The 23761-nt window shown below is 71.7% G+C and carries 21 protein-coding genes and 1 riboswitch; of the genes, 15 read left to right on the plus strand and 6 right to left on the minus strand.

Translation table 11 applies throughout. From position 1 onward, the window contains the following. Positions 1-23: 23 nt before the first annotated feature. The gene (locus QSK26_RS08635; protein WP_285774473.1) at positions 24-1007 is read left to right on the plus strand and encodes a glycosyltransferase family 2 protein; all 984 of its coding nucleotides are present in this window, start codon (positions 24-26) and stop codon (positions 1005-1007) included. Beyond that, positions 1004-2326 (plus strand): alpha-2,8-polysialyltransferase family protein, encoded by a 1323-nt coding sequence (locus tag QSK26_RS08640; protein ID WP_285774474.1) that lies wholly within the window; start codon positions 1004-1006, stop codon positions 2324-2326. Before QSK26_RS08635 ends, QSK26_RS08640 begins: the two co-directional genes overlap by 4 nt. A 71-nt stretch (positions 2327-2397) precedes the next feature. On the opposite strand, the gene QSK26_RS08645 is transcribed toward QSK26_RS08640, so the two are convergent. Together QSK26_RS08645 and QSK26_RS08650 are read right to left on the minus strand one after the other, a co-directional pair. Then, positions 2398-3657, minus strand: a complete 1260-nt coding sequence (locus QSK26_RS08645) for a DUF6716 putative glycosyltransferase (protein WP_285774475.1) — start codon at positions 3655-3657, stop codon at positions 2398-2400. Further along, entirely contained in the window at positions 3654-4628 is a 975-nt protein-coding gene (locus QSK26_RS08650; RefSeq protein WP_285774476.1) for a hypothetical protein, read from the minus strand. The genes QSK26_RS08645 and QSK26_RS08650 overlap by 4 nt, the downstream gene beginning before the upstream one ends. Before the next feature lie 293 nt (positions 4629-4921). Continuing rightward, positions 4922-5077, plus strand: a riboswitch (cyclic di-AMP (ydaO/yuaA leader). A gap of 62 nt (positions 5078-5139) precedes the next feature. Here QSK26_RS08650 and QSK26_RS08655 point away from each other — a divergent pair. Continuing rightward, on the plus strand, positions 5140-5754 hold the full coding sequence (locus QSK26_RS08655; RefSeq protein WP_285774477.1) for a CHAP domain-containing protein: 615 nt from the start codon (positions 5140-5142) through the stop codon (positions 5752-5754). Positions 5755-5859: 105 nt separating this feature from the next. Here the strand turns inward: QSK26_RS08655 and QSK26_RS08660 are convergent, their stop codons facing one another. From QSK26_RS08660 to QSK26_RS08670, 3 genes are read right to left on the minus strand one after another with little or no spacing between them, the layout of a single operon-like run. Next, positions 5860-7020: a lactate 2-monooxygenase gene (locus tag QSK26_RS08660; protein ID WP_285774478.1), complete on the minus strand. Its 1161-nt coding sequence runs from the start codon at positions 7018-7020 to the stop codon at positions 5860-5862. A gap of 20 nt (positions 7021-7040) precedes the next feature. Continuing rightward, positions 7041-8309 carry a CaiB/BaiF CoA transferase family protein gene (locus QSK26_RS08665; protein WP_285774479.1) on the minus strand — a complete coding sequence of 423 codons (1269 nt, stop codon included), beginning with the start codon at positions 8307-8309 and terminating at the stop codon, positions 7041-7043. Positions 8310-8311: 2 nt separating this feature from the next. Continuing rightward, positions 8312-9112, minus strand: coding sequence for an enoyl-CoA hydratase/isomerase family protein (locus tag QSK26_RS08670; RefSeq protein WP_285774480.1), 801 nt, complete (start codon positions 9110-9112; stop codon positions 8312-8314). A 155-nt stretch (positions 9113-9267) separates the two neighbouring features. On the opposite strand from QSK26_RS08670, the gene QSK26_RS08675 reads away from it, so the two are divergent. From QSK26_RS08675 to QSK26_RS08725, 11 genes are all read left to right on the plus strand, one after another. Then, positions 9268-10176 (plus strand): oxidoreductase, encoded by a 909-nt coding sequence (locus tag QSK26_RS08675; RefSeq protein WP_285774481.1) that lies wholly within the window; start codon positions 9268-9270, stop codon positions 10174-10176. A gap of 58 nt (positions 10177-10234) precedes the next feature. Next, on the plus strand, positions 10235-10837 hold the full coding sequence (locus tag QSK26_RS08680; protein WP_285774482.1) for a TetR/AcrR family transcriptional regulator: 603 nt from the start codon (positions 10235-10237) through the stop codon (positions 10835-10837). A gap of 302 nt (positions 10838-11139) precedes the next feature. Continuing rightward, positions 11140-12501, plus strand: coding sequence for an ABC transporter substrate-binding protein (locus QSK26_RS08685; RefSeq protein ID WP_285774483.1), 1362 nt, complete (start codon positions 11140-11142; stop codon positions 12499-12501). A gap of 122 nt (positions 12502-12623) precedes the next feature. Next, positions 12624-13601 carry a carbohydrate ABC transporter permease gene (locus tag QSK26_RS08690; RefSeq protein WP_285774484.1) on the plus strand — a complete coding sequence of 326 codons (978 nt, stop codon included), beginning with the start codon at positions 12624-12626 and terminating at the stop codon, positions 13599-13601. Next, the gene (locus tag QSK26_RS08695) at positions 13598-14482 is read left to right on the plus strand and encodes a carbohydrate ABC transporter permease (RefSeq protein WP_285774485.1); all 885 of its coding nucleotides are present in this window, start codon (positions 13598-13600) and stop codon (positions 14480-14482) included. Before QSK26_RS08690 ends, QSK26_RS08695 begins: the two co-directional genes overlap by 4 nt. Next, entirely contained in the window at positions 14479-15909 is a 1431-nt protein-coding gene (locus QSK26_RS08700; protein ID WP_285774486.1) for a GH1 family beta-glucosidase, read from the plus strand. The genes QSK26_RS08695 and QSK26_RS08700 overlap by 4 nt, the downstream gene beginning before the upstream one ends. A gap of 55 nt (positions 15910-15964) precedes the next feature. Next, positions 15965-16984, plus strand: a complete 1020-nt coding sequence (locus QSK26_RS08705) for a LacI family DNA-binding transcriptional regulator (protein WP_285774487.1) — start codon at positions 15965-15967, stop codon at positions 16982-16984. Positions 16985-17086: 102 nt separating this feature from the next. Beyond that, complete coding sequence (locus QSK26_RS08710) at positions 17087-17986, plus strand: aldose 1-epimerase family protein (RefSeq protein WP_285774488.1); 900 nt, start codon at positions 17087-17089, stop codon at positions 17984-17986. Between the two features lie 24 nt (positions 17987-18010). Beyond that, positions 18011-18997, plus strand: a complete 987-nt coding sequence (locus tag QSK26_RS08715) for a phosphotransferase family protein (protein WP_285774489.1) — start codon at positions 18011-18013, stop codon at positions 18995-18997. A gap of 78 nt (positions 18998-19075) precedes the next feature. After that, positions 19076-20308 carry an FAD-dependent oxidoreductase gene (locus QSK26_RS08720; RefSeq protein WP_285774490.1) on the plus strand — a complete coding sequence of 411 codons (1233 nt, stop codon included), beginning with the start codon at positions 19076-19078 and terminating at the stop codon, positions 20306-20308. A gap of 49 nt (positions 20309-20357) precedes the next feature. Continuing rightward, the gene (locus QSK26_RS08725; protein ID WP_285774491.1) at positions 20358-21698 is read left to right on the plus strand and encodes a class II 3-deoxy-7-phosphoheptulonate synthase; all 1341 of its coding nucleotides are present in this window, start codon (positions 20358-20360) and stop codon (positions 21696-21698) included. Positions 21699-21760: 62 nt separating this feature from the next. Here the strand turns inward: QSK26_RS08725 and trxA are convergent, their stop codons facing one another. Beyond that, entirely contained in the window at positions 21761-22132 is a 372-nt protein-coding gene (trxA, locus tag QSK26_RS08730) for a thioredoxin (RefSeq protein ID WP_285774492.1), read from the minus strand. Positions 22133-22664: 532 nt separating this feature from the next. Between trxA and QSK26_RS08735 the strand changes: the two genes are divergently transcribed. Continuing rightward, positions 22665-23723: a TerC family protein gene (locus tag QSK26_RS08735; protein ID WP_285774493.1), complete on the plus strand. Its 1059-nt coding sequence runs from the start codon at positions 22665-22667 to the stop codon at positions 23721-23723. Positions 23724-23761 lie beyond the last annotated feature (38 nt).

Here is a 23761-nt window from a genome sequence, read left to right on the forward strand (position 1 = left end):
AACGTGGTCCCAGAAGGAGAGATTTGATCACGCTTTCGGTCGTCCTGCCGGTCAAGGACGCCGAGCTCTACATCGGCGACGCGCTCACCTCGCTGACCCGCAACGCGCGGCCAGGCTACGAGTTCATCGTGGTGGACGACGGATCGGCGGACGCCACCGGGCGGATCATCGACGACTTCCGCGGTGAGCTGCCCGGGCTGAGCGTCCTGCGCAACCCGGCCCCCGTCGGGCTGGCCGACGCCCGCAACCTGGGCCTGTCGCTCGCCTCCGGCCGGTACGTCACGTACATGGACGGCGACGACTGGCTCGCCCCGGGCTATCTTCCACGGCTGGTGGCCGCCATCGAGGACCTGGGCTGCGACTTCGTCCGGGTGGACCACGTGCAGGCCGAGGGCCGCAAGCGGGTCGTGCACCGGGCGCCGCAGGCCAGGCGCGGCGTGGTCCTCGACCCCCGGGACGGCATCCTGCCGGTGGACGGCAGGTCGATGGTCGACTACCCGTACGCGTGGGCCGGGATCTACCGGCGTGACCTGGGCGACCTGCTGACCTTCCCGGGCCATCTGCACACCGCCGAGGACCGGCCGTGGATCTGGCGGCTGCACCGCAGGGCGCGTTCGTACGCGGTGGTGTCCCTCGCCGGGCTCTTCTACCGGCGGCAGGTGCCCGGCTCGCTCACCCAGATCGGCGACGAGCGGCAGTTGCAGATCTTCGACGCCTTCGAGCTGGTGTTCAAGGACCTCGAAGAGGAGCCGGTCTTCCTGCCCAAGGCGGTGCGCAACCTGTGCGCGCTGATCGCGCACCACCTCGAACTCGCCGAGCGCTTCAGCCCGGAGCTGCGGGTGAAGTTCGACGAGCGGGCCGCGGACGCGCTGCGGCGGCTGCCCTCCGACCTGCTCGCCGCGACGCTCACCAGGATCGAGTCCGAGCGCGCGCGGGCGCTGAGCGCCCTCATCCCGGAACTGGAAGTGGATCTGCCCGGCCCCCGGCCCCCGCAGGAGGACGCATGACCCGGCTCTTCTACGCCTCGACGCTGTTCGGCGCCATGACACTGGCCGCCGCGATCGACGCGGGGCGGTTCGGCCCGCGCGAGGGGCGGCAGATCCTCATGGTGTCCAACAACGCCGCCATCCCCGAGGTCGCCACCGCGCTGGACGAGGCCCCGGCCTTCGCGGCGCTGCGCTCGCGGTTCGACGAGGTCTGGTCGTGGAACGAGATCGTCGCCCCGTTGCACCCGTCGGACTGGAAGGCCCGGGTCATCGAGGTGCCGATGATCGGCCGCCTGGTGTCCTCGCACCTGTCCCTCGGCGACGGCCCGGACGAGCTCGTCGTGGAGTCCATCGCGGTGCCGCCCGCGCGCACGATCGCCGGACTGGTCCGGGACTGCCCGATCACGGTCTACTCCGACGGCCTGATGAGCTACGGCCCCACCCGCGACCCGCTGCCGCTGGAGATCTCCGGCCGCATCACCCGGCTGCTCCACCTGGACCTGGTGCCCGGCCTGACCCCGCTGCTGCTCAGCGAGTACGGCGTGCCGGCCGAGCGACTCCCCGACGCCGCGTTCACCGGCGTGATCGGCCAGGTGGCCGCCGCGGTGCGGGACCTGGTGGCGGACGACGCGGCCGGCGACCCGCTCATCCTGGGCCAGTACCTCTCCGCGCTGGACGTGCTCAGCCGCCCGGAGGAGGAGGCCCTGCACGCCGACATGCTGCGCGGCCTCGCCGCCCGCGGCCACACCCAGGTGATCTTCAAGCCGCATCCCGCCGCCGGGCGGGGGCACGTGCGCGCGCTGCGGGAGACCGCCGAGGAGCTCGGGGTCAGGCTCGTCGTGGCGGGCGAGACGGTGCCCGCCGAGGCGCTCTTCGCCGCGCTGCGCCCGTCGCTGGTCGTCGGCTGCTTCTCCACCGCGCTGGCCACCGCCCGGCGCTACTTCGGCCTCCCGGTGGCCACCATGGGCGGGGAGCTCGTGCTGGAACGGCTCACGCCGTACGAGAACAGCAACCGCGTCCCCGCCACCCTCATCGACGCCACCACGCCGCTGCTGCGCCCGGACGGCGGCCTGGAGGATCCGCCGGTCGCCGCGGAGCGGGTCGTGCCGCTGGTCCAGGCGGTCGGGTTCTGCATGCAGAGCACGGTCTACCCGGAGCTGCGCGAGACCGCCGCCGCCTACGTGGACGAGGCGGGGCCGGGGCGCTACTTCAAACGCCAGCGGCTGTCCTCGGTCGGCGTGCCGTACCGGGTGGAGGACGGCGGCGCGGCGGCCAGGCCGGCGAAGGAGCCGGCGAGCGCGCTCAACCGGCTGCGCCGCAGGCTCTCGCGTTCCATCTGATCGGCTTTTCGCGCCGTTGACGCCGCCCGTGTGGCCGGCCGCCGCTCACGCGGGGCCGGCCTTTCCGGCTGTCAGGTGATGGCTTTGAGGTAGCGGCGCACCCGCCGCTTGGCGCGGTAGCCCACCCGGAGCATGTCCGGCGGGATCTCGACGCGGAGCCTGGCCCTGCGCCGGGCGGCGGCGTGCTGCGGGCCGTCGAGCAGGGACGCGGCGGGGCGCAGCCGGCCGGCGCGGGCCTCGGTGGACATCGCCGCGAGCCGGGCGGCCCAGTCGGCGGCGGCCCTGTCGTGGAAGTAGTTGGCCTGGCACCAGGCGGGCAGCGGGTCGCGGAACTCGCCCTTGGCCAGCTCCTCCAGGGTGCCGAGGCAGCCGCTGCCCTCGAAGACGAGGTTGATCATCTCGGCGCTGACGCCGAAGTCGGACAGCACCAGCAGCGGCACCGACTGGGCGATCGCCTCCAGGGCCGCGGTGGAGCTGACGGTCACGAATCCGACGGCGTGCGCGAGGTGCTCGTGCATGGCCCCGTCGGCGAACCGGACGCCGCCGTCGCGCACCCGGCCCTGGGCGACCAGCTCGCGCCACAGCCGCTCGTAGTGGTAGCGCTCGTTGTGCGTCTGCCGCTCGCCGTCCCTGGCCCTGAGCTTGACCACGACGTCGAGGTCGGGGCGCCGGTCGGCGAGCGCGGCCAGCGCGAACAGCACGCTCTCCCGGTCCTCCCTGCGCCGCGGCACCTTGGCCTGGGTGGCGAAGACGACACGGTCGCGGGGGCCGGTCGGCGCCACCGTGGTCCCGTGGTCGAGGAAGGGCAGCCGGGCCAGCCCGATCGCCCCTCCCCCGCCGAGCCGCTCGGCCACCGCCGAGAACTCGCCCACCTCGCGCCCGCTGTGCAGCACGAACAGGTCGCAGCCGCTGCGGAACAGCCACGCCTTGTCGGTCGCGGGCACCGAGATGCCCGGCAGGCCGGAGACGAACACCGGGCGCGGGGAGAGGCCGTCGAGCACCTCCGAGACCAGCACGTCCACCACCGGGCCGGTGCAGGCGACCAGGACCGCGTCCGGCTGGAACCGCTCGGCCAGGCGGCGCAGCCGGCGGGCGGACAGGACGGGAGGCAGGCCGCTGTCGTCACCGTCCTCCACGGCCGGGCCGGCGGACCGCGCCGCGGCGGCGCCGGAGCGGGTGCCGGCGACCGCGGCCCGGATCTGCCCGGACGAGGGGGCGATCGGCGTGCGGATGACGACGAGCTCTGTGGCGCTCCCCGCGGGCAGGCCGTCGAGCAGGCATGCGGCCCACTTCAGATAAGAGTCCGAGTCGGCCACCGCCAGGACCTTCACCGAGTAACTCCTGAGTCATGATGTGCGAACATTTGCAGGTGGGAACGTAGGGAGGGGGCCGCCTGCGCGGTCCACCAGTCGTCCGGCACCTCCACCGCGTCGACGCTCACCCCGCGGGCCGACAGCAGCACCCGCAGCGACGTGACGGCCGTGGAGGGCAGGCTCAGCACACGTTGTTCCGCCGACAGACCGCGTAGCGTCATTTCGGCGGGCGCTCCGCCATCGTAGACCCGAATGCCCGGTTGTTCCCGAACTCGATCGAGATCTCCGGGATCTTCTCTCCGGTGCGGGAAATAGGCGACCGGGCCGTCCGTGCCGAGCCCGGCGAGCCAGTCGAAGTAGCGGTCGCGGTGGATCAGGCCGTTGCGGACCAGCGACGTGCCGAGCACGATCGTCCGCTCGCCGGGCAGCGGCCGGGCGAGGGGCTGGGCGCGCAGCCAGGCGAAGTCGTGCAGCACCAGCCGGGCGCCCGCGCGGCGGACCCCGTCGGCGAGGGCCTCGGGCACGGGGAGCGCGGTGAAGACCGACAGCCGTCCGGCCCGGGCGGCGGCGCGCAGCCGCAGCCCGGCCGCGGTGCCGAGGGCGTAGCGCAGCGGCCCGGCCTGGGCTCTGGCCCGCAGCAGGGGCTTCCAGGGCCGTCCGCCGAGAAGTTCGAGCAGATGGATGGTGGCGAGCCCGTCGTCGACGATCACCACGCGGCGCGGGAAGGCGGTGAGCAGGCTGAGCTGGACCTTGCCGGAGAACGCGTCGCCCACCGCCCAGGTGGCGCCGCGGCGGGGGCGGCGCATCTCGCTCTCCGGCGCGGTGAGCGTCGCGCCGGGCGGCAGCGCCAGCCCTTTGAGCTCGCGGCGGGTCGCGTTCAGCGCGGGGAGTTTGGCCCGTGGCACCACCTGCGTGTCCGCGCCGAGCAACCCCGCATGATGGGCCTCCACCGCGCAGAGCATCTGCAGCGGGGATTCCACCCAGGCCACGGCCGACCCTTGCTCCCGCGCGTGGTGCGGCCGACCATCTTCCTCCACGCCGGATCTTGACCCGTTCACGACAGGGCCACGTTAGCCCGGGTTGCTTAAGGCATCGGGAACCAAGAGTGAACAGACGGCCACGTGCACGCTCACGATCACTTAATGTCCCATTTGCCCTCCCATAGCCTCATGTATTACCTTTTCAGGAATTAGGTACTCGTTCGTGCCTGTTTGTCGGGTTTGAACGTTTGCCTGGTCATTGCAAGCACCGCGCCCACGTGGCGGGATCCCCATCCCGTCTTGGGGCGCGGCCGCCGAGTCCGCGCGAGCGGAGCCGGGGACCCATCTCTCCCATGGGGTGAATCGGTCCGCCGCCTCGTCAGAGGCGGGGGTGCCGTAGGGCCGCCTTCCAGGTCCGAACCCGTCAGCTAACTCGGTAGGCGGCATGGAAGCAAGGAGCTCTCCCCCTATGTCCCTCTCCCGGATCAGTGAGCGAACGCGAACCCGCCTCGTGTGTGGCGTGGCGGGTCTCGCCCTGGCCGCCGGCGCCGTCGCCGGCCCGGTCGCCTCCGCCTACGCGGACAGCCCCACCGACACCGCCGTGCGCGTCCCCGCCGCGGCGGACAAGGCGGCCAAGATGGTCACCGCCCAGGACGTGATCAACCTCGCCATGCGCCAGGTCGGCATCAGCGAGAACAGCTACGGCGGCGGCACGAAGTTCCAGCAGTGGTACATGAACACCCAGCGCGCCAAGGAGACCCTGGCCCGGGACGGCGGCGGCACCCCCGCCATCTACCTGAACGCCCCGTGGTGCGCGATGTTCGTCTCCTGGCTGGGCGACCAGCTCGGCATCCGGCCGATCCTCGGCTGGGACGCCTACACCGTCACCTACGCCAAGTGGTTCCAGAACAACGGGCACTGGGGCGACGTCGCCAAGCCGGGCGCGGTCGTCTTCTACGCCTGGAACGGCAGCAAGGACGTCGACAGCGTCGACCACGTCGGCATCGTCGTGCAGGACAACGGCGACGGCACCATCAAGACCGTCGAAGGCAACACCGGACGCGGCCAGGTCGAGGTCAGGATCCGGCCCAAGAGCCAGGTCGTCGGCTACGGCTACCCGCAGTACACCGCCTGACCGACTCCCCCACCGGGTGTCGCCCGGCCGGGATCCCGCACTCCGCGAGGCGGCAGGACGCCTCCCGCGGAGCCCCCGAGGGACCTGGACCGACGCGACATCCCCTCAACCGGCCAGCAGGCCCGCCGTGACCTCCGCCGGCCGCCGCACGCCCGCCGTCCCCATCGTGATGTCCAGGTCGGCCAGCAGGCACCGGATGACGTGCCGCACGCCGGCCTCCCCGCCGAGCCCGAGCCCGTAGGCGTAGGGACGGCCGATCAGGACCGCCCTCGCGCCCAGCGCCAGCGCCTTGAGCACGTCGGAGCCGGTGCGCACGCCGCTGTCGAACAGCACGGTGAGCCGGTCCCCCACCTCCTCCACCACCGCGGGCAGCGCGTCCAGCGCGCCGATCGCGCCGTCGACCTGCCGTCCGCCGTGGTTGGACACGACGACGCCGTCCATGCCCGCGTCCGCGGCCCGCCGCGCGTCGGCGGGATGCAGGATCCCCTTCAGCAGGATCGGCCGGTCCCAGTGGTCCCGCAGGAACCCCAGGTCCTCCCAGGTGAGCGAGGGGTTGCCGAAGGTGGCCTGCCAGGCCGCGATCGCCTCGCGCCGGTTGCCCGCGCCGATCGGGCCGCCGACCTTCTTCTGGAACACCGGGTCGGAGAAGTAGTTGGCGACGCCGACGCCGCGCAGGAACGGCAGGTAGCCGCGGTCCAGGTCGCGTGGCCGCCAGCCGAGTGTATGGGTGTCCAGCGTGACGACCAGCGCCTGGAAGCCGGCGGCGTGCGCGCGCTGCAGGAAGCTCGCCGCGAGGTCGGGGTCCCCGGGCCAGTAGAGCTGGAACCAGCGCGGGCCGCCGGCGCCCGCCTCCGCCACCTCCTCCATCGAGTGGGCCGCGGCGGTGCTCAGCACCATCGGCGTCCCCTGCGCCGCCGCCGCGCGCGCCACGGCGATCTCCCCGTCCGGGTGCATGATCGTCAGGACGCCGACCGGGCCGAGCAGCACCGGCGCCGGCAGCCGGTGGCCGAACAGCTCCACCGACAGGTCGCGGGCGGCCACGTCGCGCAGCATCCGGGGCACGATCCGCCTGCGCTCGAAGGCGTCGCGGTTGGCGCGGGCCGTCCACCCTGTGCCCGCGGACCCGGCGACGTATCCGAACGCCCGCGGGTCGAGCCGCTCGCGCGCGAGCCCCTCCAGCTCGGTGAGGCCGGTGGGCAGCTCCGGCACCAGGCCGCGCAGCCCGTTGAGGTAGATCTCGTTCTGGTAGTCGGCGAGAGCACCCATGGTGATCTCCTGTGGTCGGTTCACGGTACGGCCGGCGGCTGGTCCGCGCCGGCCGGGGCGGCGGGCGGGCCGCCCTCCTCGCCCGCGTCGCCGGGCGAGACCAGGGCGCCGGCGCGCCGCAGCCCGGTGATCTGGGAGTCGTCATACCCCAGTTCACGCAGGATCTGCACGTTGTGCTCGCCCTGGCGGGCCGGCGGCTCCTCACCCTGCCGCTCGCCGCCGTCCGGCCCGAAGTGCCACGGCGGGCCCGGGACCGGGATCTCGCCGCCGGCGCGGTCGGGCACGTGCCGTACCGCGCCCCACCGCGCGGCCCATTCGCCGCCGGCGACGTCGGCGAGGGTGCGCACCCGCCCGGTGGCGATCTTGGCCTCGTCGAGCTGGACGTCGAGCGAGGCCATGTCGTCGAAGGTCCAGATCCAGTCCTGGACGATCGCGTGCAGCTCCTCCAGGTGCGCCCGGCGGGCCTGCGGGGTGCGGAAGCGCGGGTCGCGGGCGAGTTCGGGGCGGCGCATCGCGGCGAGGTAGGCGGGGAAGGACATGCTGCCCACCATGCTCATCGGGCAGACGAACGTCTCGCCGCCGGGACCGGTGAAGAACGGGCAGTCCGTCGCGCCCAGGATGGGCGTCTCCGCTCCGAGGTCGAGGCCGGACAGGTCGGCGTGCACCCGCTCGTCGACCGACAGCATGACCGCGGCCATCGCCACGTCCACGTACCGCCCCTCGCCGGTCGCGTCCCGGTGGCGCAGCGCGGCCAGTATCGCGATCGCGGCGTGCAGCCCGGCGTAGACGTCGGCGTGCGACAGGGAGTCGGTGCGCAGGGCGCCGAACTGCTCCCGGGTGAGGTCCGTGAGGCCCGTCTCGGCCTGCACGGTCGGGGCGTAGGCCATCCGCGAGCTCCAGGCGCCGTGCTGGCCGTACCCGCTGATCGAGGCGTACACGACGCGCGGGTTGCGGGCCGCGACGTCGTCGTAGCCCAGGCCGAAGGAGGCCAGGGTGCCCGGGCGGAAGTTCTCCACGACGACGTCCGCGCGGTCGCACAGCCGCAGCGCGACCTCCCGGGCGCCGGGGACGTTGAGGTCGACGGAGACGTTACGCTTGCCGGCGTTCTGCTGGGCGTAGTAGCCGGAGATCTCCCCCCACCGGGGGAAGGCCCGCCGGGCCATGTCCCCGGCGGGCGGCTCCACCTTGACCACCTCGGCCCCGAGCTCGTGCAGGGTGCGCGCGCACAGCGGCCCGGCCAGCACCCGGGAGAAGTCCACGACGCGGATCCCGTCGAGCAGCGCGGTCATCGCTAGCACCCCCTGAACTCGGCCAGGCCGGGACCGGCGCGCCGGTAGGACTCGACCCCCTCGGCGAAGTCGCGGGAGCGGAAGATCGGCTTCTGGAGTCCGGCCATCGCCTCGTCGGCGGCGGCCACGCCCTCGTTCTCGGCGATCGACACCAGCGCCTTCGTCGCCGCGTGGGCCACGGTCGGCCCGGCGGCGAGCTCGCGGGCGAGGCTCATCGTGGCGGCGTCCAGTCGTTCGTCGGGGACCACGCGGTTGATGACGCCCCAGCGTTCCATGGTGCGCGCGTCGTAGCGGCGGCCGAGCATCGCCATCTCCTTCGCGCGCGCGGCGCCGGCCCGCTGGACGATCCGCTGGACGCCGCCCATCAGCGGGTGCAGCCCCACGGTGGCCTCCACCGATCCCAGCCTGGCCGACTCGCCCGCCACGACGAGGTCGCAGGCCAGGGCCAGCTCCAGGCCGCCGCCGACGCAGACCCCGTGCACCCGGGCCACGACCGGGATCGGCAGCTCGCCGAACGCGCGCAGCACCTCGGTCAGCCCCCAGTCCAGCACGCCGTCGCCGCGCGCGGCGGCGGCGGCCATGGCGTCGAGGTCGGCGCCCGCGGAGAAGTGCCGCAGCCCGCTGCCCAGCACGGCGGCGCGGGCGCCCTGCCCGGCGACCCAGGCCAGCGCCTCGACGATGTGCCCGGACATCTCCCCGTCGAGCAGGTTGTAGGGCCGGTGGCACAGGGTCAGCACGGCCACGGTGTCCGCCATCCGCCGCTCGATCGGGCTGTGGCGGGCCTCGGTTGCGGGCGGTGACATCGGCCTCCCCCTCCCCTCGGCTGACTTTCAATATGAAAGCCTACCTTTCTCGCAGCCTACGCCGGGAGCCCCCTCCCCGCAAGTCGGCGGTCCATCACCGCCGGTTGGGCGTATCGTGGTGTACGAAACCGTTCCGTACACTCGGAGGCATCCCCATGACGACCTGGACCGTCCGCGACATCCCCCCGCTTACTGGGGTCAACGCGCTGGTGACCGGGGCGAGCAGCGGCATCGGCGTCCCCACGGCGCTGGAGCTGGCCAGGCGCGGCGCCCGGGTCCTCCTCGCCGTCCGCGATCCGGCCAGGGGACGCGCCACGGCCGACCGCATCCGCGACCTGGTCCCCGGCGCGGATGTCGAGCACGGCCGGCTGGACCTCGCCGACCTGCGCTCGGTGCGCGAGTTCGCCGGCACCGTGACCGGGCCGCTCGACCTGCTCGTCAACAACGCGGGCCTCGGCATGGTCCGGCGCGGCACCACCGCCGACGGCTTCGAGACGCAGTTCGGCGTCAACCATCTGGGGCACTTCGCGCTGACCGGGCTGCTGCTGCCCCGCCTGCTCGCCCGGGGCGAGGGCCGCCCAACGGCGCGCGTCGTGACCGTCTCCAGCGACGCGCACGCGTGGGGCCGGATCGACTTCGACGACCTGGCGCTGGAGCGGCGCTACGGCCGGTTCTCCGCCTACGGCCGGTCCAAGCTGGCCAACCTGATGTTCGCCAGGGAGTTGCAGCGCAGGGCGGACGAGGCGGGCGCCGGCCTGCTGAGCCTCGCGGCGCATCCCGGGGCGACCGCCACCCCCTTCGTCAAGGCCGGACCGCTCACCGGCGCGCTCGTGGCGGTGGCCCGGCTGATGATGAGGTCCCCCGAGGAGGGCGCCGTGCCCTCGCTCTACGCGGCGACCTCGCCGGACGCGCGGGGCGGCGAGTTCATCGGCCCGGGGCCGAAGCGGCTGACGCCTTCGGCCAAGGCGTACGACGAGGGGGTGGCACGGCGGCTGTGGGAGGTCTCGTGCGAGCTCACCGGCGTAGACTTCGCACAGTTCGGGCGGCACGCCACACACGGGTGACCGCGCCGGCCCGCAGAAACCCCGCGGACCACGGGGTCCCGGAGGAGAGGGTGAGCGCGTGCGGACCGAGGACGGCGGGGCGGCCGGGACCCGCAGGCTCGACCCCGGCCGGGAGCACGCGATCCTCGACGCCGCCCTCGGCCTGCTCGCCGAGGTCGGCTACGACCGCATGTCGATCGACCAGATCGCCCGCAGGGCCGGGGCCAGCAAGGCCACGATCTACCGGCGCTGGACGGGCAAGCCCGAGATCGTCGTCGACGTCATCTGCCACCGGATGGACCTGGCGGTCGCGGAGCCCCCGGACACCGGCTCGCTGCGCGGCGACCTGGTCGCGCTGTGCCGTTCGCTGTGCGAGACGTTGGAGGTCAAGCGGGATCTCGTCCTCGGGCTGATCCCGACCCTGCTCGCCGACCCGGAGCTCGCCACCGCCCTGCGCGCCCATCTGCCCGGCCAGAACCTCACCGGCATGGTGCTGGTGCTCGGCCGGGCCCGCGAGCGGGGCGACCTCGCCGGCCCGGTCGAGCCCGCGGAGCCGGTCGCGGTGGTCGAGGCGATGATCTTCCGTCAGATGTTCTTCGGCGGCCGTCCGCTCGACGACGAGTTCGTCCGCTCGACGGTGGACCGGGTCCTGCTCCCGCTGATCCGCGCCTGGACCGCCTGACCCCGCCCACAAATACCCCCATGTCCTGATATATCACCATTGTGTGGGAGCGCTCCCAACGACTGATATATCCCCCAAAGCGCCTTATATCGCCATTTCAGATGCCAGTCAGCCGCCGGAGTAACAGTTAGGTTTCGGCGTATTGACGTCCCGGTTCCACATCGGCCAGTCTCGTGGGAGCGCTCCCAAAACATCGGGGACTCACGCGAATACGCAGCGCATCGTGCCACCGCGTTGTCGGGGACCGGGTCGCGATGTTCCATCTCCCATCGAATCGGGCGACCACCTGAGAGGGGTCCGGAATGACGATCAAGAAGCGGCCCGGCCGCTTAGCCTCCGCCGCCGTGGCGATGGCCGCGGCGCTGGCCGTCGCGGCGTGCGGCGGCGGCGGGGAACCGGCGGCGACCGGTGGCACGTCCTCGGCGCCCAACGAGAAGATCACCCTCACTCTGCAGACCTTCGGCGGCGGCACCAACTTCGGCTACAAGGCGGCCGTCGACAAGTGGAACCAGGAACACCCGAACATCCAGGTCAAGTACACGAACCTCACCCCGGACTTCGAGAACCAGTACTGGCCGCAGATGCTGAACTGGCTCCAGGCGGGCAAGGGCGCCGGTGACGTCATCGGCATCGACGAGGCCGGCATGGGCCTCGCCAAGGCCCGCCCGCAGTTCTTCACCGACCTCGGCCAGTACGGCCTGCAGAGCCGCCAGGGCGACTTCCCCGCCTGGAAGTGGGAGAACGGGATCAACGCCGAGGGCAAGCTGTTCGCCCTGGGCACCGACGTCGGCGGCATGGCGGTCGCCTACCGCAAGGACCTCTTCGAGAAGGCCGGCCTGCCCACCGACCGCGAGGAGGTCGCCAAGCTCTGGGCGACCTGGGACGACTTCATCGAGACCGGTAAGAAGTTCCAGGAGAAGGTCCCCGACACGAAGTTCATCGACGGCCTGAACACCTGGTTCAACGTCGTGCTGTCGCAGGAGGCGGCCAAGAACGGCGACGTCTCCTACTACAGCAAGGACAACCAGCTCATCGTGGAGAGCAACCCGGCGGTGAGGTCGGCCTTCGACTTCGCCACCAAGGTCAACTCGGCGGGCATCTCGGCCAAGCTGCGCAACTTCCAGGACCCGTGGTTCGCGGGCATGCGCCAGGGCGCCTTCGCCACCGTCGGCGCGCCCGGCTGGATGCTCGGCGTGATCCAGGGCACGATCACCGAGGACGGCGAGAAGCCCGACCAGGGCAAGGGCCAGTGGGACGTCGCCACCGCGCCCGGCGGCGGCGGAGGCAACTGGGGCGGCTCGTGGCTGGCCGTGCCGAAGCAGTCGCAGCACCCGAAGGAGGCCGCGGAGCTGCTCAGCTACCTGACCAGCCCCGAGGCCCAGCTCCTGGCCTTCAAGGAGGGCGGCAACCTGCCGAGCACCATCCCGGCGCAGGACAGCCCCGACCTGCAGAGCGCGGTCAACGAGTGGTTCAGCGGCGCCCCGCTGGGCGCGATCTACGGCCCGTCCGTCAAGTCGCTGCCGCCGATCTTCCTCGGTGAGAAGCACTCGCAGACCAAGGCGGAGGTGGAGAACGTGATCCTCGGCATGGACGAGGGCTCGATCCCCGTCGGTCAGGCATGGCAGAGGTTCATCGACGAGGCCAAGAAGGTGGCGGACGGCTGACGCCGCCCCACCCGTCCCCGGCCCGCCACGGCGAACGCTCCGGCGGGCCGGCGGCCGACCTCCCGAGCGGGCCGCAGGCGAGCGCGCCGGCGGCCGCTCCGAACGCCGAAAGGTGACCTCCGATGAGCCTCCACGTCGAGACGGGGCCGCGGGCCGACGCCCGCGCGCCCGGTCGCCGCCCACGGCAGGGCGGGCGCGGGCCGCGCGGCCGGCTGCCGGCCATGTTCGACCTGCGTGTGACGCCCTACCTTCTCATCTCCCCTTATTTCCTGCTCTTCGCCGTCTTCGGGCTTTTCCCGCTCGCCTTCACGTTCTGGACCTCGCTGCAGAAGTACGAACTCGCCGGGGACGCGGAGTTCACCGGGCTGGACAACTACGTCAAGCTGATGAGCGACGGCGACTTCTGGAACGCCGTCGTGAACACTGTCGGCATCTTCGTCCTGGCGACCGTTCCCCAGCTCGTCCTGGCCCTGCTGCTGGCCAACGCGCTCAACAAGCGCATCCGCGGGCGGTTGTTCTTCCGGATGGGCGTGCTCATCCCCCTGGTCACCTCGATCGTGGCCGTCGCGGTGGTCTTCACCCAGCTCTACGGCCGTGACTACGGGATGATCAACTGGATCCTGGGCCTGTTCGGGGTGGACAACATCGCCTGGCAGAACGAGAAGTGGTCCTCCTGGATCGCGATCGCCACGATGGTCGACTGGCGCTGGACGGGGTACAACGCGATCATCTACCTCGCCGGGATGCAGACCATCCCGCGCGACCTGTACGAGGCGGCGTCGATCGACGGCGCGAGCCCGCGCCGCCAGTTCTGGCAGATCACGCTGCCGATGCTGCGCCCGATCATCGTCTTCACCGTCTTCGTCTCCACGATCGGCGGCCTCACGCTGTTCGCCGAGCCCGTCCTGTTCAACAACGGCCGGATGGACGGCGGCAGCACCGGCCAGTTCCAGACGGTCGCGATGTACATCGTCGAGCAGGGCTTCCGGCGCTTCGAGTACGGCTACGCCGCCACGGTCGCCTGGATGCTGTTCCTGCTCATCCTCGTCGGCGTCCTCATCAACTACTTCCTGGCACGCCGCATCGGGGGCGCGAAATGACCACGATCACGCAGACCCGCCCGCGGGTCGCGGGCAGGGTGCGGGACCGGCGGGACCCCTTCAGGGCGACCCCGCTCACCAAGGCGGCGCTGATCTTCACCGTGCTGCTGTCGATCTTCCCGATCTACTGGATGATCGTCATCGCCTCGCGGACCACCGCGCAGGCCGTGGACGTCCCGCCGCCGCTGCTGCCCGGCGGGAACCTCGGCGAGAACATCGCCCGGGTGTTCGCCACCGAGGACGCCCACTTCGTCACCGGGCTGACCAACTCCCTCATCGTCACCTCCACGGTGACGTTCTCGGTGGTCGTCATATCGACGCTGGCCGGGTTCGCCTTCGGCCGGCTCCGCTTCCGCGGCCGCAACCTGCTGCTCGGGTCCATCCTGATCACGATGATGGTGCCGATCCAGCAGATGGGGGTCGTGCCGCTCTACCAGCTCATGGTGAACCTCGGCTGGACGGGCAGCCTCCAGGCGGTCATCCTGCCGTTCCTGCTCAACGGCTTCGGCGTCTTCCTGATGACGCAGTACACCGAGCAGGCGGTGCCGCAGGAACTCGTCGAGGCGGCCCGCGTGGACGGCGCCTCCACCATGCGGATCTACTGGAACGTCGTGCTGCCCGCCGTACGGCCGGGCATGGCGGTGCTCGCGCTCCAGACGTTCATGCTCAACTGGAACGAGTTCATGTGGCCGCTGATCGTCCTGACCCCGGAGAACCCCACGGTCCAGGTGTCGATCGCCTTTCTCACCGGCCAGCACAGCACCGACTACGCCCTGATCTTCACCGGCACGGCGCTGTCCGTCCTCCCCCTGATCATCGTCTTCATCGCGTTCGGCCGGCAGATCGTCGGCGGCCTCATGGAAGGTGCAGTCAAAGCGTGACCACGCAGCAGACGCAGACACAGTCGCCGGATCTCGCCTTTCCCACCGGGTTCGTCTGGGGCGCGTCCACCTCGGCCTACCAGATCGAGGGGGCCGTCGCCGAGGACGGGCGCGGGCCCTCCATCTGGGACGCCTTCGTGGCCAGTCCCGGCAGGGTGCTCAACGGCGACAACGCGGACGTCGCCATCGACCACTACCGGCGGTACCGGGAGGACGTGCGGGTCATGGCCGATCTCGGCCTGTCCGCCTACCGGTTCTCGGTCTCCTGGCCCCGGATCCAGCCCACCGGCTCCGGCGCGATCAACCCGGCCGGCATCGACTTCTACCAGCGGCTCACCGACGAGTTGCTCGCCCACGGCATCGACCCGTGGGTGACCCTCTACCACTGGGACCTGCCGCTCGCCCTGGAGGAGGCCGGCGGGTGGCCGGCCCGGGACACGGCGAAGCGCTTCGCCGACTTCGCGGCGGCCGTGCACGCCGCGCTGAGCGACCGGGTGACCAACTTCAGCACGGTCAACGAGCCGTGGTGCGCGGCGTTCCTGGGCTACGCCTCGGGCGAGCACGCCCCCGGGCGGCGCGAGCCGGCCGAGGCGATCCGCGCCGCGCACCACCTGAACCTCGCCCACGGCCTCGCCACCCAGGCCATGCGGGCCCAGTCGGCCGCCACCAGGATCGGCGGCTGCGTCAACCTGTACGCGATCACGCCGCACACCGGCAGCGAGGCCGACCTGGACGCGGCCCGGCGCATCGACGGCCTGCAGAACCGGTTCTTCCTGGACGCCCTGCTCAAGGGCTCCTACCCGGCCGACGTGCTGGAGGACATCGCGCCGGTGGCCGGCACGTCGTTCGCCCGGGACGGCGACCTGGAGGTGATCTCCACGCCGCTGGACCTGCTGATGGTCAACTACTACAGCCGGTTCACCGTGTCGGGCGCCCCCGGCGGCGCCGCCTCGGCCGCCGCCGCGCCGACCGACACGGGATCGCCCTGGGTGGGCAGCGAGCAGGTGTCCTTCGTCAACGGCGGGCGCCCGGTGACCGCGATGGGCTGGGAGATCGACGACGCCGGCCTGCTGGAGATCCTCACCAGGGTCGCCGCGGAGTACCCGGCGATCCCGATGGTCATCGCGGAGAACGGCGCCGCCTTCGAGGACGTGGTGACCGGCGACGAGTCGGTGCACGATCCCGAGCGCGTCGCCTACATCGACGCCCATCTGCGGATCTGCCACGCGGCCATCGAGGCGGGGATTCCGCTCCAGGGTTACTTCGCCTGGTCGCTGATGGACAATTTCGAATGGGCCTGGGGATACGGAAAGCGCTTCGGGCTCGTTTACGTGGACTACGAAACGCAGCGCAGAATTCCCAAGGACAGCGCCCTCTGGTACGCGGAGAACATCAAACGTGGCGGGTTGCGGGCTCCGGCAGAATGAGAACGCACGGCGCCCGTCTCGGACGGCGCCCACGACGGATAGGGGGGCATCGTCCATGAACGGGGACCGGCGCACGGTGACGCGTCCGACGCTGGAGGCGGTCGCCGCGCGGGCCGGCGTCGGGCGGGGCACGGTGTCACGGGTCATCAACGGCTCGCCGAAGGTGAGCGAGAAGGCGCGCGACGCCGTGCTGCAGGCGATCGAGGAGCTCGGTTACGTGCCGAACCGGGCGGCCCGGACGCTGGTGACCCGCCGTACCGACACCATCGCCCTGGTGGTGTCGGAGACCCAGCAGCGCCTCTTCGACGAGCCGTTCTTCGCCGGGATCGTCCGGGGCATCGGCTCGGCGCTGAGCGAGACGGGTCTGCAGCTCATCCTGGCGATGGCGCAGTCGCCGGAGGAGCACTCGCGGCTGGAGCAGTACCTCACCGGGCAGCACGTCGACGGCGTGCTGCTCATCTCCCTGCACGGCGCCGATCCGCTGCCCGGGCGGCTGGAGGACATGGGCGTGCCCACCGTGCTCGGCGGCCGGCCCGTCGGCCTCGACCCCTACAGCTACGTCGACGTGGACAACCGGGCCGGCGCCAGGCAGGCGGTGAAGTACCTGCTCGCCCAGGGCAGGCGGCGCATCGCGACGATCGCCGGGCCGCAGGACATGTGCGCGGGCGTGGACCGGCTGGCGGGCTACCGTGACGCGCTACTGGCCACCGGGCTGCCGGAGATCGTGGCGTTCGGCGACTTCTCCGAGGAGAGCGGCATGGCCGAGATGCGCGGTCTCCTGGCCGGTCACGGGGACATCGACGCGGTGTTCACCGCCTCCGACCCGATGGCGCTCGGCGCGATGCGGGTGCTGAAGGAGGCGGGCCGGCGGGTGCCCGACGACGTCGCGCTGATCGGCTTCGACGACTCGTCGGCGGGGGCGCACTCCTCCCCCGCGCTCACCACGGTGCACCAGCCGTCGGAGGCGATGGGCAGGCAGATGGCCCAGTTGCTGGTCGCCAGGATCAACGGAGAGTCCCTGCGCCAGCCGGTGGTCATCCTGGACACCCACCTGGTGACCCGCGCCTCGGCGTGACCGGCGCGGCGCCGCCGTCCGGTCCGGGCGGCGGCGCCGGGCCCGCCGCGAATGATCGCGGTACGATTCCGTGCACCGGCCATCGACGTGAGAGGACCCGTGGTGTCCCGCCAGTTCACCCTCCGCAGCGGCGCCATGGTCGCCGAGGTCACCGAGCGGGCCGCGGCCCTGCGCGGGTTCCGGCACGGCGACCGGGACCTCGTCACCGGCTGGCCCGCCGACGGTCCCATCCCCTTCTACAGCGGCACCCTGCTCGCCCCCTGGCCCAACCGGGTGGGCGGCGCCGTCTACGCCTTCGAGGGCGAGACCCACCGGCTGCCGGTGAACGAGAAGGACCGCGGCCACGCGCTGCACGGGCTGGTCGCCGACGTGACCTGGCAGGCGGTGGAGTGGCTCCAGGCGGAGGACGAGCACGCGTTCCTGCGGCTCGCGCACACCGTCACCCCCTCCCCCGGCTACCCGTTCACGCTGGCCCTCCAGGCGGTCTACACGCTGACCCCCGCCGGGCTGACCACCACGCTCACCGCGGAGAACACCGGGGACCGGCCGGCGCCCTACGGCTGCGGCCCGCACCCGTGGCTGCTGGCCGGCGACGGCCCCGTCGGCCCGTGGGAGCTGGAGCTGCCCGCCGGTCAGGTGCTGCTCACCGACGAGCTGCTGCTGCCCAGGAACCTCGCGGAGGTCGCCGGCACGCCGTACGACTTCCGCGCGCCCCGGCCGGTGGGCGCGACGGCGCTGGACCACGCCTTCACCGCGCTGGTCCCCGACCGGGTGGGGATGGCCAGGGTACGGCTGCGCGGCCCGGCGGGCGGTGTGGAGGTGAGCTGGGATCCCGCGGTGCTGCCGTGGGTGCAGGTGTGCACCGGCGACGGGCTCGGGCACGCCGGGATCGCGGTGGAGCCGATGACCTGCCCGCCGGACGCGTTCAACTCGGGCACCGATCTCGTGGTGCTCTATCCCGGTGACAAGCACGAGGCGAGCTGGACCATTTCGGTCGTATGACCCCGAGGTGAGGCGGTCGAGCCGGTGGAGAGCAGGACGAAGAGGGCGCTGACCGCGCCGGCGCTGGACGCGTTGCTGCGCAGGGCGGCCGGCGCCGGGGTGGCGTCCGCCGAGGAGCTGGCCGACGGCTTCGCCAACGTGGTGTGGCGGCTGCGGCTGACGGACGGGCGGCGGCTGGTGCTGAAGCTGTCGCCCCCGCCGGACCTCGAACAGCTCACCTACGAGCGGGACCTGCTGCGCACCGAGGCGCTGGTCCACCGCCTGTGCGCTGGCGCGGGGGTGCCGTGCGCGCGGCTGCTGCGCGAGGGCAGGGACGATCCGGTGCTGGGCGGCGACTATCTGCTCCTGGCCGACCTCGACGGCGTGCCGTGGAACCACGCCGCCGGCCTGACGGAGGGAGAACAGCGGGCGGTGCGGCGCGAGCTGGGACGTCACCTGGCGGTCCTGAACTCCGTCACCGGGGAGCACTTCGGCTACCCGCGCGGTGAGCTGCGCGGCGCGACGTGGCGGGAGGCGTTCCTGCGGATGGCCGCGGCCCTGCTCGCCGACGCCGCCCGGTATGACACGCCGCTGCCGCTGCCCGCCGGGGAGATCGCCGCGGTCGTGGAGGCGGCGGCCGGCGTGCTCGACGAGGTGCGCAGGCCGGCGCTGGTGCACTTCGACATCTGGCCGGGAAACGTCTTCCTCGCCCCCGGCGGCGGCCCGCCCCGGATCCAGGCGATCATCGACTTCGAGCGGGCGTTCTTCGGCGACCCGCTGGCCGACTTCGTCACCCCGACCATCTTCGGCGAGCTGACGGAGTCCGACGAGATGGTGACCGGTTACCGGGAGGCGGGCGGGAAGGTGGAGTTCACCCCGCCGGCCGCCGCCCGGCTGACGCTCTACCGCGTCTACCTCTACCTGATCCTGCTGGTGGAGAACGGCCCCCGGCAGTATCCCGAGGACGCCTACGCGCCGCTCCGGGACCGGGCCACCGCCGCCCTCGTCAAGGCCGTGGACTTCCTGCGCTGATCCGCCCTGGCACCTCTTTGCCCGGTGTCTGTTCCGTCCCGGCACGATCCGTGCGAGCGTTTCACTGGGTGATGAACCATGCGTACGACCTGCGTGATCGCCGGGAGCGGCCCCGCGGGCGCCATGCTCGCGCTGCTCCTCGGCCGGGCCGGCGTCGACGTGACGCTGCTGGAGAAACACGGCGACTTCCTGCGCGACTTCCGCGGTGACACGATTCACCCCTCGACCCTCCAGGTGATCGACGAGCTGGGCCTGTCGGCGGAGTTCCACCGGATGCCGCATCACCAGATGTCCTACATGTCGGTCTCGGATGGCAGGGCGATGCGGCCGGTGGCCGACCTGCGCAGGCTGCCGGGCAAGTACCGCTACATCGCCTTCGTCCCGCAGTGGGACTTCCTCGACCTGATCGTCGGGCACGCCCGGCGGAACCCGAACCTCAGGGTGCTGATGAACGCGGAGGTCACCGGCGTCATCACCGAGAAGGGCGCGGTGCGCGGCGTCCACTACCGCGACGCGGCCGGCGACCACGAGATCCGCGCCGCGCTGACGGTCGCGGCCGACGGGCGCGGCTCGGTCGTCCGGCGGGCGGCGGGGCTGCGGCCGAAGGACTTCGGCGCCCCGATGGACGTCGTCTGGTTCCGGCTGCCCAGGACCGCGGACGACGTCACCGAGCCCTTCCTGCGTTTCGACGCGGGCGCGGGCATGGTCGCGATCAACCGGGAGGCGTACTGGCAGCTCGCCTACCTCATCCCCAAGGGCGGCTTCGCGGCCCTGCGCGCCCGGGGCATCGCGGAGTTCCGCGAGGACATCGGGGAGATGATCCCCTTCCTCGCGGACCGGGCGCGGAACCTCGCCTCCTTCGACGACACCAGCGTGCTGTCGGTGGTGGTGGACCGGCTGCCCCGCTGGTACCTGCCGGGGCTGCTGTGCATCGGGGACGCCGCGCACGCCATGTCGCCCATCGCCGGCGTCGGCATCAACCTGGCCGTCCAGGACGCGGTCGCCGCGGCCAACCTGCTCGCCGGGCCGATGGTCCGGGCGGAGCGGAGCCGCCGGCCGGTGCTCGACCCGATGCCCGCGTCCCTGCTGGCCAGGGTGCAGCGCCGCCGGCTGCCGCCCGCGGCCATCACCCAGGCGTTGCAGTTGCGCGTCCAGAACCAGACCATCGGGCCGATGCTCGCCGGGCGGCGGCCGAGGATGCCGCGCGTCGTGTCGCCGGTGCGGCGGCATCTCGCGGGCCGGCTCATCGGCCTGGGGATACGGCCGGAACATGTACGGCCGGAATTCCGGAGTGAAAGATCTTCTCAGTAGATGGACATCGGCCTGGATAACACCTCCACGTGCAATAGCCTGATATGCCGTGAGCGCAGAAGCTATCAACCTGGATCTCTGGCGGGGCCTGACCGCCGCGCAGCAGCCCGACTGGCCCGACCCCGGCGAGCTTGAGAAGGTCGTCACCGAACTGGCGGGACTGCCGCCCCTGGTGTTCGCGGGGGAGTGCGACCAGCTCAAGTCCGAGCTGGCCGCGGTCGCCCGCGGCGAGGCGTTCGTGCTGCAGGGCGGCGACTGCGCCGAGACGTTCGCGGGCGCGACCGCCGACGCCGTGCGCAACAAGCTGAAGACTCTGCTGCAGATGGCGATCGTGCTCACCTATGCGGGCCGGGTGCCGATCGTCAAGATCGGCCGCATGGCCGGGCAGTTCGCCAAGCCGCGGTCCAAGGGCGTCGAGGCGCGCGACGGCGTCGAGCTGCCGGCCTACCGGGGCGACATGGTCAACGGGTTCGACTTCACGCCCGAGGCCCGCACGCCGGACCCGTGGCGGCTGCTCCGCGCCTACCACTCGGCCGCGGTGACGCTGAACCTGTGCCGCGCCTTCACCAAGGGCGGTTACGCCGACCTGCGCCAGGTGCACGCCTGGAACCAGGACTTCGTGGCCGGCTCCCCCGCCGGTCAGCGCTACGAGCAGCTGGCCAGGGAGATCGACCAGGCGCTGGCCTTCATGCGGGCCTGCGGCGCCGATCCCGAGGAGTTCCACACCGTGGAGTTCTACTCCTCGCACGAGGCGCTCATCCTGGACTACGACCGGGCGCTCACCCGGATCGACTCGCGCACCGGCCTGCCGTACGACGTCTCGGCGCACATGGTGTGGATCGGGGAGCGCACCCGGCAGCTCGACGGCGCGCACGTGGAGTTCTTCAGCCGCATCCGCAACCCGATCGGCGTCAAGCTGGGCCCGACGACGACGCCCGAGGACGCCCTTGAGCTGGTCGAGCGGCTCAACCCGGACAACGAGCCCGGCAGGCTGACCTTCATCACCCGGATGGGCGCGGGGAAGGTCCGCGACGCGCTGCCCAGGCTGGTGGAGAAGGTCAACGCGAGCGGCGCCGTCGTCGCGTGGATCTGCGACCCCATGCACGGCAACACCTTCGAGGCGCCGAGCGGCCACAAGACCCGGCGGCTGGACGACGTGCTGGACGAGGTGGCCGGGTTCTTCGAGGTGCACCGGGCGCTCGGCACCCACCCGGGCGGCATCCACATCGAGTTCACCGGCGACGACGTGACCGAGTGCGTCGGCGGCGGGCACGCGATCGTCGAGGACGACCTGGCCCTGCGTTACGAGACGGCCTGCGACCCGCGCCTGAACCGGAGCCAGTCGCTGGACCTCGCCTTCCGGGTCGCGGAGCTCTACCGCTCCAGCTGACGACGGGCACGAAGAGGGAGCCCCGGTGCGCCGGGGCTCCCTTCACCTGCCGGACCGCCCGGTCAGCGCTTCTCGCCGTCCATCTCCGCGGCCAGCTCGCTGCGGATCTCGTCCATGTCCAGCGCCCGCACCTGCCGGATCAGGTCCTCCAGCGCGGGCTCGGGCAGCGCGCCCGGCTGTGCGAACACCACGATGCCGTCCCTGATCGCCATGATGGTCGGGATCGAGGTGATGTCGAAGCCCTGGGCGAGGCCCTGCTCCGCCTCAGTGTCGATCTTGCCGAAGGTGATGTCCCCGTGCTTGTCGGACGCCTTCTCGAAGATCGGCCCGAACGTGCGGCAGGGACCACACCACGCCGCCCAGAAGTCCAGCAGCACGATGCCCTGGTCGGCGATGTCGTTGAAGTTCTTCTCGGTTACCGCGATGGTCGCCACCAGTGGCTCCTCGTTTCGTCGCGTCTGCTTTCTGCGGTCATAACCTTCTGCCCGCTTCGGGCATTCCTCTCACCCGCCCGGCCTCGAAGATACGGCACGAGGCCGGGCCCGGCGCCCTCGCCCGGCGCCCTCGCCCTGTGGCCGAGGCCGCGGGCGGGGCCGATCAGGCTCGCTCCGGACTGCGCGACCCGCCGTGCCCGGAAGGCCCGGGATATATCGAGCGATGACATCACCCGCATTTTGCAAGCGCTTACATATTTATCCGGAATTTCTCCCCGGCGCTCCCGTGAACGCCCCGCCCCGGAGTTTCACCCGAATGCCTCCCCCCGGCCAGGCGCTGGAGCGCCCCTTTCAGGGCACTGGACGACCCCTGTAGGATGTCGCCAGACCAGTGGAGGGGAGTACTCCTTCGCGGCCACGTCGTCATCACGGATCTCCTGATCCCGGCGCGGTCGGCTCGCACAGGCGCGAGCGGAGAAGACCTCCGACAGACGTACCAACGCCCAGTCGGAGGAGCACTATGCCCCCACCCATGTCCGTGCCCACGTGGGTCTGGATCGCGGCCCTCGCCGCGCTTCTCGCGCTCATCCTCCTCGACCTCGTCGTGGTCGACCGGAAACCGCACGAGATCACCGTAAGTGAAGCGACGAAATGGGTCACCTTCTACATCGCCTGTGCGGTGGCCTTCGGAATCGGCGTGTGGATTTTCGGGGGCAGCGAGCATGCGGCCGGATTCGCCACCGGTTACATCACCGAATACTCGCTGAGCGTCGACAATCTCTTCATCTTCATGATCATCATGTCGAGTTTCTCGGTGCCGGCGCTGCACCAGCACCGGGTGCTCCTCATCGGCATCGTGCTCGCCCTGATCATGCGCGGCGTCTTCATCGGCGTCGGCGCCCAGGCCGTCCAGAACTTCAGCTGGATCTTCTGGCTGTTCGGCGGCATCCTCATCTACACCGCCTGGAAGTTCGCCTTCAACCAGCAGGAGAACGAGGAGTACGACCCCAACGGGGGCCTCGTCCGGCTGGTCCGCAAGCTCTTCCCGGTGACCGACGAGTACCACGGCTCGAAACTGACGATCAAGCGGGACGGCCGTCGCTGGATGACGCCGATGTTCATCGTCATCGTCGCCATCGGCGGGGCGGACCTCGTCTTCGCCGTCGACTCCATCCCCGCGATCTTCGGCATCACCCAGGACGCCTTCCTGGTGTTCGCGGCCAACGCGTTCGCCCTGATGGGGCTCAGGCAGCTCTACTTCCTGCTCGGCGGGCTGGTGCAGAAGCTCGTCTACCTCACCTACGGGCTGGCCGCCATCCTCGCCTTCATCGGCGCCAAGCTGGTGCTGCACGCCCTGCACGAGAACGAGCTGCCGTTCATCAACGGCGGCCAGCACGTCACCTGGGTCCCGGAGATCAACAACTGGGTCTCGCTCGGTGTCATCGTCACGGTGCTCGGCGTCACCACCGTGGCCAGCCTCCTCAAGGCCCGGCGCGACGAGCGCGCCGGCATCGCCCCGAAGGCCGCTCCCGGCCACCCCCCGGCGGCCCCGGCCGCCCAGGCCGAGGAAGCGGGCAACGCTCCGCACTGACCGGCCCCGCGAGGAGACCCCCGGCCGCCTCCGGCCGG

It is taken from the genome of Microtetraspora sp. NBRC 13810, assembly GCF_030268685.1.
Classification (GTDB): Bacteria; Actinomycetota; Actinomycetes; order Streptosporangiales; family Streptosporangiaceae; genus BSRQ01.

Excerpts from the sequence above, each read along its gene's own strand:
- QSK26_RS08720 (WP_285774490.1), top strand. The coding sequence starts at position 19,076 with ATGCGTACGACCTGCGTGATCGCCGGGAGCGGCCCCGCGGGCGCCATG.
- QSK26_RS08665 (WP_285774479.1), bottom strand. The coding sequence starts at position 8,309 with ATGACCGCGCTGCTCGACGGGATCCGCGTCGTGGACTTCTCCCGGGTG.
- QSK26_RS08685 (WP_285774483.1), top strand. The coding sequence starts at position 11,140 with ATGACGATCAAGAAGCGGCCCGGCCGCTTAGCCTCCGCCGCCGTGGCG.
- QSK26_RS08690 (WP_285774484.1), top strand. The coding sequence starts at position 12,624 with ATGAGCCTCCACGTCGAGACGGGGCCGCGGGCCGACGCCCGCGCGCCC.
- QSK26_RS08695 (WP_285774485.1), top strand. The coding sequence starts at position 13,598 with ATGACCACGATCACGCAGACCCGCCCGCGGGTCGCGGGCAGGGTGCGG.
- QSK26_RS08675 (WP_285774481.1), top strand. The coding sequence starts at position 9,268 with ATGACGACCTGGACCGTCCGCGACATCCCCCCGCTTACTGGGGTCAAC.
- QSK26_RS08705 (WP_285774487.1), top strand. The coding sequence starts at position 15,965 with ATGAACGGGGACCGGCGCACGGTGACGCGTCCGACGCTGGAGGCGGTC.
- QSK26_RS08640 (WP_285774474.1), top strand. The coding sequence starts at position 1,004 with ATGACCCGGCTCTTCTACGCCTCGACGCTGTTCGGCGCCATGACACTG.
- QSK26_RS08660 (WP_285774478.1), bottom strand. The coding sequence starts at position 7,020 with ATGGGTGCTCTCGCCGACTACCAGAACGAGATCTACCTCAACGGGCTG.
- QSK26_RS08735 (WP_285774493.1), top strand. The coding sequence starts at position 22,665 with ATGTCCGTGCCCACGTGGGTCTGGATCGCGGCCCTCGCCGCGCTTCTC.
- QSK26_RS08670 (WP_285774480.1), bottom strand. The coding sequence starts at position 9,112 with ATGTCACCGCCCGCAACCGAGGCCCGCCACAGCCCGATCGAGCGGCGG.